The organism is Pseudoclavibacter sp. CFCC 11306, from assembly GCF_008831235.1.
Classification (GTDB): Bacteria; Actinomycetota; Actinomycetes; order Actinomycetales; family Microbacteriaceae; genus Pseudoclavibacter_A.
Genome location: NZ_WBKF01000001.1, coordinates 941,564 through 958,576, shown reverse-complemented (window position 1 = coordinate 958,576; position 17,013 = coordinate 941,564). Strand labels below are relative to the sequence as shown.

The following is a 17,013-nucleotide window of genomic DNA, read 5'->3' as shown; positions in this document are numbered from 1 at the left end:
CAGTCAGTGCTTGCGTGTGCCGAACACGATGAGCACGACGCTCAGTGCGGCGATGATCGCACCGATCACGAACATGACGCCGTAGGTGATCATCGGCGCCAGCGCCGACAGAATGGCGGGAATGAAGAATCCCAGATACGTCAGCGAGTAGTACACGCCGACCATGCCGCCGAGATGCTCCGGCCGGGCATTGCGCTGAGTCTCCTGGAGTCCGGCGATCAGCAGCAGACCGTATGCGAAGCCGAGGGCTGCGGCAGCGATCACGGTGATCACCATGCTGTGTGTGAACGCAGAGAGCGCGGCGATCAGCACACCGACGATCACGGCGCACATCGCCGAGGCGATGGCCCGCTGGCTGTGCGGCTTGATGAACTTGCGAGCCATCTGCTGGCTGAGCACGCCGAAGCTCAGCGCGACGAAGCAGAGGATCCCGGCGAAGGCCACCTCGAAGCCAGGCACCTGATCCATCACGAGCGACGGCAGCACGGCATAGGCACTCGCGGCAGCGCCGAACACCCACGGGGCCATCGGCAGCACGACGAGCAGAAAACGCGGTGAGACCGCCTCTTTGAGCTTCAGCGCCTGACCCAGCGACTCGTGCTTCGTCGACACCTTGGTCTCGTCGCCCAGGGGCACGCCGGTGACCGTCGGGTTGGTCTCGGGTGTGCCGATCAGCATCAGCCACAGCGCCGCGGTCAGCACGATGTTCACGGCATAGGGAGCGATCTCGGGAATCGGGGTGAACTGTGCCAGCAGCGCAGCGACGACGGCGCCGAGAGCGAACCCGACCGTCAGCGCCATGGTGGCTCGGCGGGCACCTGCGCCAGCGTCCCCGGAATTCGAGTACGGCCTGGTCGACAGCTCTTTGATCCAGCTCGACCCGACTGCCATCACCAAGCCGAGCGCGAGGCCCGAGAAGATGCGACCGGCGAAGAGCAGCACGTGATCGTCGCCGCCCAGCATCAGCAGGATGCTGCCCGCGATCGACAGAGCAGGCGCGAGATGCATCAGCGGCCGACGGCCGCGCAGATCAGAGAGCGGGCCGCCGATCAGCAGTGCGGGAATGATGCCCACGACATATGCCCCAAGCAGTACGTTCACACTCTGCACGCTCATGTGCTCGTGGATGCGATACATCGCGAGCAGCGGGGTGAACTCGTTGCCACCCCATGCCACGGCGAAGAGCACCCCGGCGGCGGCAAGCCAGTCGGGGCGCTTCGGCTGCCAGCGTGGGTGCCGACCCGGTACTGCGGTTGCGGCGGATGCGTTGGACGGATTGTGCTGAGACATGCGTGTGGTGTTTCTCGTTTTCACTCGACGAATCGAACTTGATGGCTGGTGGACTTCTGCGACGCTGCAGGGGGGTGCTGCGTCGGCGACACTGCCGAGCGACTGAGGTGGCGAATGCCGGTGCGGCGGATGTCGCAGTCGGCGGAGTGCGGATGTGTCGGCCCGGCATGCGGCCGAGCTGAGACGAAGCGGACTGAGTTCAGCGTGCGATCAACGGGGGCTGGCTCCATGAATGTCGCTGAAATGGTGGTCGAGCGCTTTGACGAACTGATGTGGATCGCCGGTGCGCAGCGCCTCGAGCAGATCGTGATGCTGCTTGAGCACGCGGTAGGGGCGGTCGCTGCCGGTCTTGACGGCATAGGCCGTCATACGACGCTGGCGGTCGCTGAGCTGCTGATATACCGCAGTGAGAATACGATTGCCGGCCGACTCGACGAGAACCTGGTGAAAGTGCAGATCGGCGACGATGAACGCCTGTAGGTCGGGGTCGTCGGCGAGCGCGGCCTCTTGACTGACCAGCGTTGCCTCGAGCTCGTCGGCCACCTTTTTGAGTAAGGCGGGAGACGCAGCGAGTCGGCTTGCCGCCCACGACTCGATCAGACGACGAGCCTCGAGAATCTCATTGCCCTCGCTGCTGTCGACGCCTTCGACAAGGGCCCCGCGCTTCGGATAGAGATGCATCCAGCCTTCGGCCTGCAGTCGAAGGAACGCCTCGCGCACCGGAGTGCGACTGACGCCGAGCTGTTCGGCGATCTCGCCTTCGCTGAGCAGTGTGTTCCCCGCAATGTCGCCGAGGATGATGCGCTCTTTGAGATCGCTGTAGACGCGTTCTGACGCCAACGCCGCCACAACCAGCCCCCTTCGGGTATACAACATAGATACAAGATGTATCTAGGAGTGTACACCTGCCGAGGGCTGGCGCAAAGTCACAGGCGCGTCGCGCTGAACAGAGTCAGTCGCGGCTGCTGGCAAGAATCGCGAACAGGCGCAGGAACTCCACGTAGAGCCAGATGACCGTGACGGCGATGCCGAAGGCGGCAGTCCAGCCGAATTTGGCCGGCGCCCCCTGCTGCACTCCAGTCTTGACCATGTCGAAGTCGAGGACGAGCGAGTACGCGGCCATGATGACCACCAGAATGCCGACGATGACGCCCACCGGGATGCCGAAGATCTGCATGCCCAACACGCCGAAGGGGTTCGACGTCGCGCCGAAGACCATCATGCCCACGTTGATCAGGCTGAACAGCAGGTAGCCGCCCATGGCGATCATCAGGATCTTCGTGCCCTTGGCCGACGCGCGCACCTTGCCGCTGCAGAAGAGCACCAGTGTGACGGCGAACACGCTGAGCGTCGCCAGCACCGCCTGAACGACGATGCCACCGTAGTACGTCGTCGCGAACACCTGCGAGATCGCTCCGACGAAGAGCCCTTCGAAGACGCCGTAGGCGAGAATGAGCGGCACGGACGGCTGCTTCTTGAATGAGTTGACCAGGCCGAGCACCAGACCCACGATGACGCCGGGAAGCAGCAGCACCGGGAACATCCAGCCGACGACGGCACCGACGAGGATCGTGCCGAAGAGCATCGCGGTCTTCACGATGACGCCGTCGTAGGTCATGCGCTCCGAGGCTGGCAGTGCCGAGCCCGCGGCAGGGAAGGCCTGCGGCTGAGTCTGCTGAGGAAGTCCCTGCTGCGTCTGGGGTTCGGCCCCGGCCGGGCGATCGTACATCTGGCGCAGCTGATCAGCCGTTGCGGTCTCACCCACCTGCGGCGTCTTGCCGTTGAAATAGGGGTTTCTCGAGAGAACGGGGTTGTCCAGAGCCACGAAGGCCTCCTCATTGTCGTGTCGTGGTCAGCCGCGCTGTCAATGTCGCTGATCGGCAGCGGTGCCGCGGCGCATACACATTCTAGAGAACGCAGCTGTGCGCCGCCTATTCCCCGTGGGCCGCCACAGCCTCGTCCACAGCGCGAGCCAGATCGTCGTCGCCGAAGACAAAGCCGTCTTCGGTGAGTCGCTGAGGAACCACATGCTGATCGGCGAGCAGCAGGTCGTCGGCTGCGGTGCCGAGCGCCATGCGCAGTGCCCATGCCGGCGCCGGCAGCAGATGTGGGCGTCGCAGCGCCCGGGTGACCGCACGGGTGACCTGCTCGCTCGTGGCACCGCTGGGCGCTGCGATGTTGGCCGGCCCTGCGATCTCGCTCTCGGCGGCCAGATGCACATAGGCAGCCGCCTCGTCGCTCAGTGACACCCATGGCCAGTGCTGTCGCCCCGAGCCGAGCCTGCCGGCGAGGCCGAACTTCGCAAGGGTGACCAACGGGCCGAGAGCGGCACGCGTCGAGAGTACGATTCCGGTGCGTGCATGCGCGATGCGTGTGCTGTCTGCCGCAGCACGCGTCGCGGCCTCCCAGCGGCGTGTGACGGCAGCGAGAAAGCCTTCGCCGGAGGCGGCCTGCTCGGTGAGCCGTTCGCCGGGGCGGCTGCCGTAGAAACCGACCGCAGACGCCGAGACCCAGGCGGCCGGGGGCTCTGTCGAGGCCGCTATGGCCCGGGCGAGCGTACGAGTGCTCGAGACACGGCTCTCAAGGATGCTGCGGCGACGTGATTTGGTCCACGGCAGCTTCGCGATGCTGGTTCCGTTCAGAGAGATGACGGCGTCGGCCCATTCGACGGACTCGGGGTCGATCTCAGCGGTCGTCGGCTGCCACTGCCATGTGGGGGTCGAACCGGAATCGCTGTGCGAGCCGGGGCGTGTGAGTATGCCGACCTCGTGACCGGTGTGGGCCAGCTGTCGACGGATCTCGGACCCGATGAGTCCGCTGGCTCCCGCGATGAGCACTTTCATAGTCACTCCTCTTCACTGGTGATGCCTGTTTCACTGATGATGCCTGTGTTTCACCGACCATACCTGCAAGTAGCTTACTTGGTAAGCATGCGGTGTTACGATCAGTTCATGCGCACCTCGCCCGACACCTCCGACCGTACCGGCTCGCCGACTCTGCAGGGCGGACAGACCGACTCGCGTCGGCCGAGCCGTCAGCCCAGCCGCTGGCTGCGGATCGGGCTGCCCGTCGTGCTCACGCTGCTGTGGCTGGTGTTGGGAGGGCTGGGCGGGCCGACCTTCGGCAAGATCTCACAGGTCGCCTCGACCGATGCGACCACATTTCTGCCTGCCAGCTCGCAGTCGACGCAGGTGCAGCAGTGGCAGCAGCGCTTCGCGGACGACCCCGATGTGATTCCTGCGGTCGTCGTCTTCACCACGGAAGACAACCGCGAGCTCACGGCCGGCGACCTGCAGCAGATCACCGATCGCGTCGCCGCCGCCGCAGACGGCGCCACCGCCTCTCCGGTGATCCCCAGCGAAGACCGGCAGGCGGCGCAGGTCGTCATCGAGCTCGACCGCGGCGACGGACCGAAGGCTCCCGTGCAGCAGCTGCAGCAGGCGCTCGCCGACCCCGACCCGGCATCCACCGACATCGAGGCGCACGTGACCGGGCCGGCCGGCTACGCCGCAGACCTCAGCGCAGCCTTCGCCGGCATCGACGGAGTGCTGCTGATCGTGGCTCTGAGCGCCGTGCTGGTGATCCTCGTGCTGGTCTACCGGTCGCTGCTGCTGCCTCTGCTGGTGCTGCTCACCTCTGTGTTCGCTCTCTGCGCCTCGATCCTCACCGTCTTCTGGCTCGCCAAGGCGGGTGTCGTGCAGCTGAACGGGCAGTCGCAGGGCATTCTCTGCATTCTGGTGATCGGCGCGTGCACCGACTATTCGCTGCTCATCGTGCACCGATATCGCGAGCTGCTGACCACAGAGCCGAGCGTGTGGCGGGCGGTGCTCGCCGCCCTGCGCGCGAATCTCGAACCGGTGGCGGCTTCGGCCGGCACCGTCATCGCCGGGCTGCTCTGTCTGCTGCTGAGCGATCTGAACTCGAACCGCAGCCTCGGCCCCGTGACCGCGATCGGCATTGTCTGGGCGTTCCTCGCCGCGATGACGCTGCTGCCGGCACTGCTGGCGCTGGTCGGCCGAGCCGGCTTCTGGCCGAACGTGCCGCGACTGCGGGCCGCACATGTCTCGAACGAGCGCACCGGTCGGCTCTGGCCCGCGGTGGCCCGATTCGTCGACCGTCGTCATCGCACGGTGTGGATCGCGAGCGTCGTGCTGCTCGCCGCGGGCGCGACCGGGCTGTTCGGGCTGAACGCGAACGGCGTGCAGCAGCGCGACCTGGTGCTCACCGAGAATCAGTCGTCGACCGGTCAGGCGCTGCTCGAGCAGCACTTCGCAGGCGGCACAGGCAGCCCGGTCACGGTGATCGCAGACACGACGGATGCGGCGGCCGCCTTGGACGCTCTGCGTGCGGCCGACGGCATGAGCGGTGCGTACCAGGTGACGGACGGTCCGAGTGGGGCACCCATTCCGGGGGCGCAGCCGCTTGAGGTCGACGGGCATGTGCAGCTGCGTGCGACGCTTGAGCACGGCGCCGACGACCCGAGCTCGGAGCAGGCCGTGCGCGAGCTGCGCGCCGACCTGGCCACTGCCGCCCCGAGCGCGCTGGTCGGAGGGGTCACTGCGACGGCGGTCGACACCAATGACGCCGCCATGCACGACCGCAACCTGATCATTCCGGTCGTGCTGGTGGTGATCACGATCATCCTCATGCTGCTGCTGCGTTCGATCGTGGCGCCGATCATGCTGCTGGGCGCCACGGTGCTCTCATTCGCGGCAGCTCTCGGCGTCTCGTCGCTGATCTTCGACCACGTGCTGCACCTGCCCGGTGCCGACCCCTCTGTGCCGCTCTACGGGTTCGTGTTCCTGGTCGCGCTCGGCGTCGACTACAACATCTTCTTGATGACGCGGGTGCGCGAAGAGACCCGGTTCTTCTCCGAGAACGGCGTGCCCGACGCAGACCTGACGAGAAGGCAGCAGCATGACGCACATCTCAGCACCCGACGGGGCATCGACGAGGGGCTGGTGCAGACCGGCTCGGTGATCACCTCGGCCGGCGTCGTGCTCGCAGCGACGTTCGCCGCACTCGGCGTGATTCCGATCCTCTTTCTGCTGCAGCTCGCCATCATCGTGAGCTTCGGCGTGCTGCTCGACACGATTCTGGTGCGGTCGCTGCTGGTGCCGGCGCTCGCGATCTCGATGCGTCGAGTGCTCTGGTGGCCGTCGCGCCTTGATCGGGCGGGTTCTTCGGTACGCGGGGCATAATGTCTTCAGGTCGGCTGCCGCAGCCGATCGGCTCACCCCATCGAACGGAGCAAGGCATGGCGCTGTACGCGATCACTTACAAGTACGTCGACGACACGGAGAAGCTCAGCGAGGTGCGTCCCTCACATCGCGCCTACCTCACCGGGCTGCTTGAGAACGGGCAGAACCTTGCCTCGGGGCCGCTGACCACAGCAGGCCCGAACACTGCGCTGCTGATCTTCCAGGCTGACAGCATCGAGCAGGCCGCCGCACTGAGCGACGACGACCCGATGGTCGCCAACGGTCTGGTCGCCGAGCGTCACGTGCAGGAGTGGAACATCGTCATCGGCGGCTTCTCACACTGATCGTTCGACCAGCACTCGCCTCAGAGCGCGCAGCGCGGCGTCCAGCTCGCGGTCGTCGAGGTGCCCGTAGCCGATGACCAGCCCGTGTCGTGACTCGCCCTGATCGCCTCCGCTCCAATAGGTCGACAGCGCTGACACAGCGATGCCTGCTGCGGTGCAGCGGCGCATGAGATCAGCTTCGCGATCGAGGGCTGTCGTGTCTACAGCACCTCGCGCGCGTGCGTCGTCAGTGACGCCCGTTCGGTCTGCGCTCGTGACGCCGCCGTCAGACGTCACCTCGATGACGGCGTGCAGGCCGCCGTCCATGGGAAACACCGTGATGCCTGCGAGCCCCTGCAGCTGCGTGAGAACGCGGCTGCGTCGCTGGCGATAGATGCGACGCATCCGCGCGGTGTGTCGGCGCAGTTCGCCTGACGACAGATACTCGGCGAAGGCGGTCTGCGTCATGGCCGACACCGGTGAGCCGAGATCGCGGCGCACCTGCAGCATCCGCTCGCGCAGCCGATCACCGGCGATCACGAAACCGGTCGCGACCTCGGGGGCAACCGTCTTCGAATACGTGCCAAGGGTGACGACCACGCCGTCGTGCGGATCGTCCAGGGCGGCGAGCGCAGGCAGCGGCTGGCCGACGTAGCGCAGCTCGGAGTCATAGTCGTCTTCGATGACGATCACCTCGTGACGGCGGGCCCAGTCGAGCAGTTCGCGGCGACGGTCGGCAGGCAGCGACCCGCCCAACGGATACTGGTGGCTGGGGGTCACGATCACCGCGTCTGGCATCGCCGCGGGAGGCCGCGGCAGTCGGTCGGTGAGTAGCCCCGACGTATCGACCTGCAGGCGCTGGAGTCGCGCGCCCAAACGGGTCACCACGCGTCGCAGCGACGGGTAGCCCGGCGACTCGACTCCGATGACCGGGGCAGCGGTGCTGCCGAACGACGCGAGCATCAGCAGAGCCAGCCCTTCGCGAGCTCCCGCAGTCACGATGACCGCATCGGCGTCGCGCCTGACCCCGCGCATGCGGCGCAGATGCTCGACGATCTGCCTGCGCAGTTCTGGCAGTCCGGCTGGTGGCACGGGGGCCGGGACCGTCTCAGTCGCCGTTCGCCATGCCGCTCGCCACGCCGGCGTGATCAGGTGCTCGGTCGATGGTCGATCGGGCGTGAGGTCGTGAACGATGCGTGGCGTCCGCGATGAGGTCTGTGTGTGCGCCTGTGTGTGCGCGCCGCTTGGCGGCGAGGGCGGAGTCGGCCGTTGCTGCGAGGGCAGTGACACCTGGGCGCGGTCAGACGCCGGCGGGCGCGGATGCGTCACGGCCAGACGCGGGTTGACTCGCGTGGCCGAGCCCCGCCGAGCTTCGAGATACCCCTCGGCGCCGAGCTGTTCGAAGGCGGTCACGACCGTTCCCCGGGACACGCCCAGCTGCCTGGCCCAGGCTCGCGTCGACGGCAGCGCGTCGCCCGCGTCGAGCACGCCGGTGTCGATCAGCTCTCGAACGGCCGAGGCCAGCTGCGCCGGCAGCGACTCGGCGCGCTCGGGGCGCAGATCGATCGGCAGTTCGAGAAGCTGAGCGGCGCGCATGCACTCCAGTGTGACCTATGAACGCCAAAGTGGTCCAGAGAAATCGCAGGATACTGGATCTTGTCGCATGCCACTTATCGGGTGACAGTTGAGGCCATGACTGAGAACCAGACCCTCGCAGACCAGACCGCTGCTGCCGACACGACCATCGCATCCGCCTTCGGTACGCCCCTCGTCAAGAGCGGGCTCGCCGACATGCTCAAAGGCGGCGTCATCATGGACGTCGTGACCGCCGAGCAGGCGCGCATCGCCGAAGACGCCGGAGCCGTCGCCGTCATGGCGCTCGAACGGGTCCCGGCAGACATCCGCGCGCAGGGCGGTGTGGCGCGCATGAGCGATCCCGACCTGATCGATTCGATCATCGCGGCGGTGTCGATTCCGGTGATGGCGAAGGCGCGCATCGGGCACTTCGTCGAAGCGCAGGTGCTGCAGGAGCTCGGCGTCGACTACATTGACGAATCCGAAGTGCTGAGCCCCGCCGACTACGTGAATCACATCGACAAGCAGCGGTTCACCGTGCCCTTCGTGTGCGGTGCCACCAACCTGGGCGAGGCGCTGCGCCGTATCGCCGAGGGGGCGGCGATGATCCGGTCGAAGGGGGAGGCCGGCACGGGGGATGTGTCCGAGGCGACCAAGCACATCCGCACGATCAGGGGCGACATCGCCCGACTGCAGGCGCTCGCCGCCACTGAGCCGGAGCAGCTCTATGTTGCGGCGAAAGAGCTCGCGGCGCCGCTGCCGCTGGTGCAGTGGGTTGCGGAGCACGGCGAACTGCCAGTCGTGCTGTTCACCGCTGGCGGCATCGCCACGCCCGCAGACGCAGCGATGATGATGCAGCTCGGTGCCGACGGCGTGTTCGTCGGCTCGGGCATCTTCAAGTCGGGCGAGCCCGCAAAGCGCGCAGCCGCGATCGTACGCGCAACTGCCCAGTATGACGATCCGGCGGCGATTGCCCAGGCCTCACGCGGTCTCGGCGAGGCGATGGTCGGCATCAACGTGGCCGATCTGCCCGCGCCTCACCGTCTCGCCGAACGAGGATGGTGACAATGCCTGACCCGTCCGGCAGCCATCCGTTCAGCAGCCAACCGACCGGCAGTCATGCGAACGCCAGTCAACCGGATGCGCACGTGCGGCCTGAGCCGAGCATCCGCCGCACGGCAGACCGGGGTGTGCGCTCGCGACCCGACCCGAGCATCCGACGTGTGGGCGTGCTCGCGGTGCAGGGCGGCGTGCGCGAACACGTCGATCTGCTGGCGTCGATGCAGGTGCTGCCCGTGCCGATTCGGCGTTCGGCCGATCTCATCGGCCCAGACGGCCCTCGGGTGGATGCCATGGTGCTGCCCGGTGGGGAGTCGTCGGTGCTCGATCGGCTCACTCGCGCGCTCGGCCTCACGGAGGCGCTGAGCGAGGTCATTGCCGCCGGGCTGCCGACGCTCGGCACCTGCGCGGGGCTGATCATGCTGGCTGATCGCATCGAGAACCCTGCGCCGGGGCAGCGTTCCCTCGGGGGTCTGGACGTCACGGTCGACCGCAACGCCTTCGGGGCGCAGGTGGTGTCTGAAGAGGCCACGGTCGAGACGATCTGGGGGGCGGTGCGCGCGGCGTTCATCAGAGCTCCGCGGGTTGTGCAGCTCGGGGGAGCGACCGTGGCCGCGCGTCATCGGGGCGAGATCGTCGCCGTCACACAGGGGAATCTCATCGGGGTGGCGTTTCATCCCGAGCTCACGGGTGACACCACGGTGCATGAGCAGCTGCTGAAGCTGGTGTGACGGCTGGTGGTGCGGCGCTGCCGCTGGCCCTGCCGCTGGTGCCGGTGCTGGTGCCGGTGCTGGTGGGCGGTGAGGCTGTGGCTGGTGGCACACATGATGCTCGGTCCCAGGCACCGTTCGCTCCAGATCGTCGTCGTTCGCTCCAGATTTGCAGATCTCGAGCGAACGACGGCAGTGTCGAGCGAACGGTGCTGGTGAACGCGTGGTTGTGCTATCGCACCGAGGCGCGGCGCAGTGCCAGATACTGTGACAGGCAGGAGATCACGATGATGACGCCGGTGAATGCGGCCAGCCACCACACGCTGAAGTGTTCGCCGAGCCAGGGCCAGGCCGGGACTGACAACAGCAGCACGAGTGCGACGATCAGCGCAAGTGCGATGGCCACGATCGTCGGGCCTTTATTGCCGAATCGCACCCAGATCGCGCCGAAGGCCCCGCCGATCGACAGCGACGCGAGCGTGCCCAAGAACAAGGTCACGAGCAGCTGCCACAGCGACCCCGAGCCGAACAGCAGCGTGTCGAAGACATAGACGCCGATGAACCAGTGGTTCGTGGCAATTTCGAGCAGCAGAAGCGCACCGCCCAGAAGTGCGACGTAGACCGCCATCAGCAGATGAAACGCCAGCGTGCCGAGCGTGAACGAGCGGCGTGTGCTGCCCAAAGCAAGCACGAACGGAAAGGTCGTCGAGACCGAGGCGACACCCAGGTAGATCAGAAAACCGGGTAGGGACCACGCCGCACCCGAGTTGTTGCGCAGCCCGCTGACGAACTCCGGGTCGCTTGGACTGCCACCGGTCGCACGCTGAATCGTCAGCGAGATGATCACAGAGATCACGAACACCAAGCCGAAGATGAGCGCCGGGGTGAGCACGCTGCTCGACGGAACGTTCAGCTGAAGCCGGGTGACCCGGGCGATGCGTTGCAATGGGGTCGGGCGGCTGACGGAAGGCCCGGGACGTACCGGGTCGGAGCCGACGGTGCCGTCGAGGCGGGAAGAGAAGGCTGGGGAAGTCATGATCACTCCTTAGACAGTTGTGGCGCGCGAAGCGTCGAGGTCTGTGGTCGGGCGGGCAGCACGTGCGTCTGTGAGCGAACCCGCACCGAGCGCGCTGACGATCTGCTGCAGCGACGCGGGTCGAACATCCACGCCGTCGGCACCGGCGGCTGCAACGAGCTCGCGGCCCGCCTGCCCACGCACGGTCACCGTGCTCAAGGCGCCGATTTCGTGTGAGTGCAGCACGTCTCTGCCCTCGAGGTACGGCTCGACGCGTGTGGTGACGCCGCTCAGCGTGAACGCGAAGCCCGCCAGGTCGTCAGCACTGCGGTCGAGAACGAGCCGCCCGCGGTCGAGCACCAACACGTGATCGAACAGCGGCGCCATCTCGTCGATCAGATGCGTCGAGGCGATGATCGTGCGTGGGTGTGCCGAGTAGTCCTCGATCAGCACGTCATAGAAGTGCTGCCGGGCCGTCGCGTCGAGGCCGAGGTATGGCTCGTCGAGAAACGTGATCGGCGCTCGCGAGGCAAGACTGATGACGACGCCGAGCGCCGAGAGCTGGCCGCGGCTGTACTTCTTGACCTTGGTCTTGGCCGGCAGTCGAAACGCCTCGACGAGGCGGGCCGCCAGTGCGGCATCCCACGCCGGGTGGAACAGCGGCGCGATGCGCAGCGCATGCTTCAGCTGGTAGTCGTCGGGGTAGCGCTGGTTGTCGCGGATGAAGCTGATGTCATCCTGTACAGGCGCCGACTCGAACGGGTCGCCGCCCGTGACGTGGATGCTGCCCGCAGTCGGGCGATCCTGCCCGGTGAGCAGCGCCATCAGGGTGGTCTTGCCTGCGCCGTTGCGACCGAGGAGCCCGATGATGCTGGGCTGCTCGATGGTGAACGATACGTCGTCGAGGGCTGCGACGTCACCGTATCGGCGGGTGACGCCGGCCACTGAGATGGTGGGGTTCTTCATTGGGGCCTCCTGTCGAGGTCGGGCTTGTGGATGTGTGATGCCTGGACGCTCTGCGTGGTCTGGATGGTCTGTGCGATCGCGCTGCGCACCTCATCGGGGGTGAGTCCGAGGCGCTGCGCCTCTCGCAGCATCGGCGCGACGAACTGTTCTGCGAAGTGGCTGCGGCGTTCGGCGAGCAGCTGCGCTCGGGCGCCGGTGACGACGAACATGCCGCGACCCCGGTGCTTCTCGAGCAGCTGACGGTCGACGAGCAGATTGAGCGCTTTGCCTGCTGTCGCCGGATTTATGCGGTGAAATGCAGACAGCTCGTTGGTCGACGGAACCGCTGTGCCTTCGGCGTATGCGCCGTTGGCGATGTCGTCGGCGATCTGGTCAGCGAGCTGGATGAAGATCGGCCGGTCGTTGTCGAATGCCACGGATCACCTGCTCTCTGTTGCTCGGTTCTGTTCCATCAGTGTCGCGTACTTGGGTTCATTAGTCAAGTAATGAACCCAAGTACGCGTGTGATGTCTTTGCAAAAAGCTCCAGGCGCGCATCCGTCCATGCCAAATGTCGGCCGAGGCGATCGACTCATGCCGAATGTCGGGTGAGACCACCCATCCATGCCAAGTTCCATGTCTGGATGCTGTGGGATGGCATTTCGGGCGGCTGGATTGCCAGCGGGGACTTGGCCCGGCACGATCCACCGGTCGCTGACGCAAGGGAGCGAACGACTAGTCTGGCTGCATGTCTGACGCAACCTCTGCATCCGCCGCAGCTCACACAGCCGCGATCGAGACGCGCAGTCTTGAAGAGATTCTGTACCCGGCGCTGGAGCCGCACCAGACCGAGCACCTCGACGTGGGCGAGGGGCAGCGCCTGTACTTGGAGCAGTCGGGCAATCCTCAGGGCACGCCGGTCGTCTTCGTGCACGGCGGGCCCGGCGGCGGCACAAGCCCATGGCAGCGGCGTTTCTTCGACCCAGCCGTCTACCGCATCATTCTCTTCGACCAGCGCGGATGCGGGCAGAGCACGCCGCATGCGGCCGACGGCGCCGACCTCGGCGTCATCGACACCGCTCGACTCGTCGCCGACATGGAACGCATTCGCGAGCACCTCGGCGTCAAACGCTGGCTCGTCTTCGGCGGGTCATGGGGCTCGACGCTGTCACTGGCATATGCCGAGGCTCACCCCGAGCACGTGATCGGGCTCGTGCTGCGTGGCATCTTCCTGCTGCGCCGCTGGGAGCTCGACTGGTACTACAACCGAGGCGGTGCCCAGAACCTGTTTCCCGACCTCTTCGACGCCTATGAGTCTGTGCTGCGCGAACATGCGCCGGAAGAACTCGTCGGCGACCACATCGCGACGTTCCATCGACTGCTCAACGGGCCAAACGAAGAGGTGGCGCTGCAGGCCGCGCTGGCGTGGTCTGACTGGGAGTCGCAGACGAGCCATCTGCTCGTTCCTGGAGAGCCCGCGCGAACCACGCTGCAGCTGGCCGAGCATCGTCGCTTTGCGCTCGCGTTCGCACGCATTGAGAACCACTTCTTCGCCAACGGCGGGTTCATGCGGGAGAACCAGCTGATCGACGAGGCCGACCGCCTGGCCGGCATCCCCGGTGTGATCGTGCAGGGGCGCTATGACGTGGTGTGCCCGCCGCGCAGCGCCTGGGAGTTGCATCGTGCCTGGCCGCAGTCGCAGCTCACCTTCGTGCCGAACGCCGGTCACGGATCGAACGAAGCCGGGATCGCGGCGGGCCTGATCGAGGCGACTGACGGGTTTCGCGCGCTGCGGTGAACGAGACTGAGTCTTCCCTAGTCTTCGTAAGCAGGAGTCACTCCGGCAAGCTCGCCGAGCATGCCGATGTCGATCACGCTGAGTTCGCCGGCATAGGCCTTCGCCGGAGGCTGCAGCAGCCCCGCCTTGGCGGCGCCGAACGTGACGGTCAGGTCTGCGTGCAGCACCGTCGGATCGGGCACCTCGCCGGTGTCTGGATTGATGCCGCTGGGAATGTCGACGGCGACGACCATCGGGCGGATGCCCTGGTCGCGATCGCCCGACGCGTCGCGTGAGCGTTGCGCAGGCACCGGTGCCTGCGTGGCGAGCGAGGCGGTGTCGAGACTCTGCACCTGGAGACCGCGGCGGTCGGCGATCACGTCGTTCACGGCCTCGACGACGGCTCGAGCCGTTCCACGCAGTGCCGCTTCGGCGCCCAGTCTTGTGCCGGTGCCCAGAATGCCGTCGATGACCACATCGCTCGTTCGTGCCGTGGCGACAGCGGCGTCGACGCACGCCTCTTCAGCGGCCCCGACAGGAACCGCCAGTCGAGCGCCCGCATCCTCGGCGGCGGCGAGGCCGGAGCCATGCACGCGGTCAGCCATCGGCACAATGCGCACGTCGGCACCCGCATCGGCGAGTCGACCGGCGGCGAAGAGCGCGTCGCCACCGTTGTTGCCTGCCCCGACGAGCACGAGCACCTGGGCGTCGTCGATCGCCGTGCCGTGGTCGTCCAAGAGGCCACGAACCTCTTGGGCAAGTGCGGTCGCTGCCCGCTGCATCAACGGCAGCCCGGCGTCGAGCAGCGGCTTCTCGGCAGTGCGGATCTGTTCGGCGGTGTATCCCCTCATACCCTCTAGTATGACGGGCACAGGTTCACGAACGAGGGCGCAGGCCCAGACACAGGGCTCGCGTGATCAGACCTGAGTGCGCGCCTGCGAGCGGAAAGCGAGTGCAGCGAAGGGTGCACATCGGCCGGCACAGACGCGAACCGGGCTCAGCGCAGGGCGTCAGTCTCGAGCGCCTGCAGAATCGCTTTGGCCGGTGCGCCGCCTCGGTAGCCGCCCAGACTGCCGTCGGCCCGCGTCACGCGGTGGCAGGGCACGATCACGGGAATCGGATTGCCCGAGCACCCCGTGCCGACGGCGCGAACCGCCTTGGGTCGCCCGAGCCGTTCGGCCAGAGCGGTGTACGTCGTGGTGGTGCCGAACGGCACCTGGCGCAGCGCCTGGCGCACCTCGAGGTAGAACCCCGACGACAGTGCGTCGTCGATCGGCACGGTGAACGCCTGCAGCCGGCCCGCGAAATACTCGCGCAGCTGCGCTTCGGCCATGGCCAGGTGATCGACGGCTTCGTGCTTGGTCTCGTCGTCGGCGATGAGCCGATCGGGGCGCAGTCGATCGACCAGCTCGGTGACCACAGGTTCGACGCCCTCTGTGGCGAACGCGACGCGCACCACGCCTCGCTCGGTCGTCGCCACGAGCAGCGGGCCGATCGGCGTCGACACGACCGACGATGTCAGCTCGTCACGGTGCAGGGCGTTGGCAGAACGCACCTCGTGGTGCGCGGCGTCAGGTGTCGGCGGTGAGGGCTTTGCCATCTCTGTCATCTGATTCATTCTCTGAGTCTGCCTGACAGAATGCTCTGTCGACAGTGCTGCACTCAGTCTGTGCACGGGTCCACGCCATCAGTGCCTCTGTGCAGAACTCCGCATCACCGCAGAATCGGCCCGACGTCGCGTGAGCGCTTCAGCTCGAAGAATCCGTCGACGCTGGTCGCCAGCGCGAGCCCGTCGTACAGCCGCAGGGCAGCATCCCCGGTCGGAGCCGGAGACACGACCGGCCCGAAGAACGAGTGTCCGTTGATCGTCAGAACCGGCGTGCCGACGTCGGTGCCCACGCGCCTGGCGACCTCCTCCTGATTCGCCGCCAGCGCCGCGTCACCCTCGTGCCGCTCGTCGAAGAGCGCGGCATCGAGCCCGGCCGCCGACAGACTCTCGCGTGCCACCGCCTCGACGTCGGTGCGAGCATCCAGATGGATGCGTCGGCCCAACTCGTCATACAGCGCCTTGACCGCAGCGCTGTCGAAGCGTTCGGCGACCAGAGCGACCAGCGGGCAGTACTCTTTCGACCTTCGAATGCCGTCGGCGTGTTCGGGGTCGGGCTCGGCGTTCGCCGGCAGCAGCGCGAGGCTCATCACACGCCAGGTCACGTCGAGGTCGCGCGTCTGCTGCACCTCGGCGAGCCATCGGGACGTCATCCACGCCCAAGGACAGATCGGGTCGAAGAAGAACTCGACGGGTGCGGTGCTCGTCGCGGTCAGGGGCGATGACTCTGCCTGCGCGGGGTGGGGGGCTGGTGCTGCGGATGTCATGGCGGTTCCTCTCGGATTCGTGCTGGTCAGGGGAAGTCGGCTGCGTGCGTCGACGTTCAGGCCGGGTCTTTCAGCTGGGGCCGTCGGTGTGAGGGCCGCCGTCGAAGAGCTCTGCGAGCGCGTCGAGAAAGCCAATGACGGCTCGCTGCTGATCATCGTCGAGGGTGGAGGCCAGCTCGATCATGCGTGCATGCATGTCGCCCAGCGAACTGCGCACTTCACGGTGCGCTGACTCTGTCGACTGCAGCAGCTGGCCGCGTCCGTCGAGGGGGTTTCGCGACCGGGTGACGAACCCTGTGGCCTCGAGGCGGCCCAGAAGCTTGGTGGTTGCCGCACTGGTGACGTCGAGGTGCGAGGTGATGTCGCCCGGAGTGGTCGCCAGGCCGCAGCGTTCGCGTGCCATGATGAGTCGCAGCGCTTCCATATCGGTCGCATTGAGCCTCATGTATCGCTCTGATCGATGGCGCATGGCCTGGTCTGCGCGGCGCAGACGACGAACCGCTTCGAGCACCTGGCGGGCACCGGTCTCAGTGTCCTCGTCATACCAGTAGGCATGCGGGCGACGATCAGTTCCCGCGATGGGATGTGGGGATGGTGCGCCTGTGGTCTGCCCAGTTCTCTCAGACATCGTGTTCTCCTCTGTGCAGCGATGCGCATCCTGTCGCGTCGCCCTGTTCTGAGCCTACTGGGCGAACGCGGTTCTGAGCTAGAACTCTAACTAAGTTAGATATAGTTTGATCAGACGG

General features: G+C 66.6%; 17 protein-coding genes. 5 read left to right on the top strand and 12 right to left on the bottom strand.

What is annotated here, in order from left to right; translation table 11 throughout:
* Positions 1–3: 3 nt before the first annotated feature.
* The 4 genes from F8O09_RS04230 to F8O09_RS04215 form a co-directional block, all read right to left on the bottom strand.
* Complete coding sequence (locus tag F8O09_RS04230; RefSeq protein WP_158054034.1) at positions 4–1,290, bottom strand: MFS transporter; 1,287 nt, start codon at positions 1,288–1,290, stop codon at positions 4–6.
* Between the two features lie 210 nt (positions 1,291–1,500).
* On the bottom strand, positions 1,501–2,130 hold the full coding sequence (locus F8O09_RS04225; protein ID WP_192496628.1) for a GntR family transcriptional regulator: 630 nt from the start codon (positions 2,128–2,130) through the stop codon (positions 1,501–1,503).
* Positions 2,131–2,242: 112 nt separating this feature from the next.
* On the bottom strand, positions 2,243–3,109 hold the full coding sequence (locus F8O09_RS04220) for a Bax inhibitor-1/YccA family membrane protein (protein ID WP_158054452.1): 867 nt from the start codon (positions 3,107–3,109) through the stop codon (positions 2,243–2,245).
* A gap of 112 nt (positions 3,110–3,221) precedes the next feature.
* Positions 3,222–4,133, bottom strand: coding sequence for a TIGR01777 family oxidoreductase (locus F8O09_RS04215; protein ID WP_158054033.1), 912 nt, complete (start codon positions 4,131–4,133; stop codon positions 3,222–3,224).
* A gap of 108 nt (positions 4,134–4,241) precedes the next feature.
* On the opposite strand from F8O09_RS04215, the gene F8O09_RS04210 reads away from it, so the two are divergent.
* On the top strand, positions 4,242–6,491 hold the full coding sequence (locus F8O09_RS04210; protein WP_158054032.1) for an MMPL family transporter: 2,250 nt from the start codon (positions 4,242–4,244) through the stop codon (positions 6,489–6,491).
* A 56-nt stretch (positions 6,492–6,547) separates the two neighbouring features.
* Positions 6,548–6,835 carry a YciI family protein gene (locus F8O09_RS04205; RefSeq protein WP_158054031.1) on the top strand — a complete coding sequence of 96 codons (288 nt, stop codon included), beginning with the start codon at positions 6,548–6,550 and terminating at the stop codon, positions 6,833–6,835.
* On the opposite strand, the gene F8O09_RS04200 is transcribed toward F8O09_RS04205, so the two are convergent.
* Positions 6,827–8,410, bottom strand: a complete 1,584-nt coding sequence (locus tag F8O09_RS04200) for a PLP-dependent aminotransferase family protein (RefSeq protein WP_158054030.1) — start codon at positions 8,408–8,410, stop codon at positions 6,827–6,829. The two genes, F8O09_RS04205 and F8O09_RS04200, sit on opposite strands and share 9 nt — an antisense overlap.
* A 96-nt stretch (positions 8,411–8,506) precedes the next feature.
* Between F8O09_RS04200 and pdxS the strand changes: the two genes are divergently transcribed.
* A complete protein-coding gene (pdxS, locus tag F8O09_RS04195) occupies positions 8,507–9,454 on the top strand; it encodes a pyridoxal 5'-phosphate synthase lyase subunit PdxS (protein WP_158042433.1) in 948 nt (315 codons plus the stop codon).
* 2 nt (positions 9,455–9,456) lie between these two features.
* A complete protein-coding gene (gene pdxT / locus F8O09_RS04190; protein ID WP_158054029.1) occupies positions 9,457–10,179 on the top strand; it encodes a pyridoxal 5'-phosphate synthase glutaminase subunit PdxT in 723 nt (240 codons plus the stop codon).
* A 211-nt stretch (positions 10,180–10,390) separates the two neighbouring features.
* Here pdxT and F8O09_RS04185 read toward each other — a convergent pair whose 3' ends face one another.
* From F8O09_RS04185 to F8O09_RS04175, 3 genes are read right to left on the bottom strand one after another with little or no spacing between them, the layout of a single operon-like run.
* On the bottom strand, positions 10,391–11,194 hold the full coding sequence (locus tag F8O09_RS04185; RefSeq protein ID WP_225732862.1) for a hypothetical protein: 804 nt from the start codon (positions 11,192–11,194) through the stop codon (positions 10,391–10,393).
* Between the two features lie 9 nt (positions 11,195–11,203).
* A complete protein-coding gene (locus F8O09_RS04180) occupies positions 11,204–12,139 on the bottom strand; it encodes an ABC transporter ATP-binding protein (RefSeq protein WP_158054028.1) in 936 nt (311 codons plus the stop codon).
* Positions 12,136–12,555 carry a GntR family transcriptional regulator gene (locus F8O09_RS04175; RefSeq protein ID WP_225732861.1) on the bottom strand — a complete coding sequence of 140 codons (420 nt, stop codon included), beginning with the start codon at positions 12,553–12,555 and terminating at the stop codon, positions 12,136–12,138. Before F8O09_RS04175 ends, F8O09_RS04180 begins: the two co-directional genes overlap by 4 nt.
* A 310-nt stretch (positions 12,556–12,865) precedes the next feature.
* Here F8O09_RS04175 and pip point away from each other — a divergent pair, with 310 nt between their 5' ends.
* Entirely contained in the window at positions 12,866–13,915 is a 1,050-nt protein-coding gene (pip, locus tag F8O09_RS04170) for a prolyl aminopeptidase (RefSeq protein WP_158054027.1), read from the top strand.
* A gap of 17 nt (positions 13,916–13,932) precedes the next feature.
* Here the strand turns inward: pip and F8O09_RS04165 are convergent, their stop codons facing one another.
* From F8O09_RS04165 to F8O09_RS04150, 4 genes are all read right to left on the bottom strand, one after another.
* Positions 13,933–14,745, bottom strand: coding sequence for an NAD(P)H-hydrate epimerase (locus F8O09_RS04165; protein WP_158054026.1), 813 nt, complete (start codon positions 14,743–14,745; stop codon positions 13,933–13,935).
* Between the two features lie 146 nt (positions 14,746–14,891).
* Entirely contained in the window at positions 14,892–15,503 is a 612-nt protein-coding gene (locus F8O09_RS04160; RefSeq protein ID WP_225732860.1) for a methylated-DNA--[protein]-cysteine S-methyltransferase, read from the bottom strand.
* 104 nt (positions 15,504–15,607) lie between these two features.
* Positions 15,608–16,267, bottom strand: a complete 660-nt coding sequence (locus F8O09_RS04155) for a DsbA family protein (protein ID WP_158054025.1) — start codon at positions 16,265–16,267, stop codon at positions 15,608–15,610.
* A gap of 70 nt (positions 16,268–16,337) precedes the next feature.
* Positions 16,338–16,895, bottom strand: a complete 558-nt coding sequence (locus F8O09_RS04150) for a MarR family winged helix-turn-helix transcriptional regulator (protein WP_158054024.1) — start codon at positions 16,893–16,895, stop codon at positions 16,338–16,340.
* Positions 16,896–17,013 lie beyond the last annotated feature (118 nt).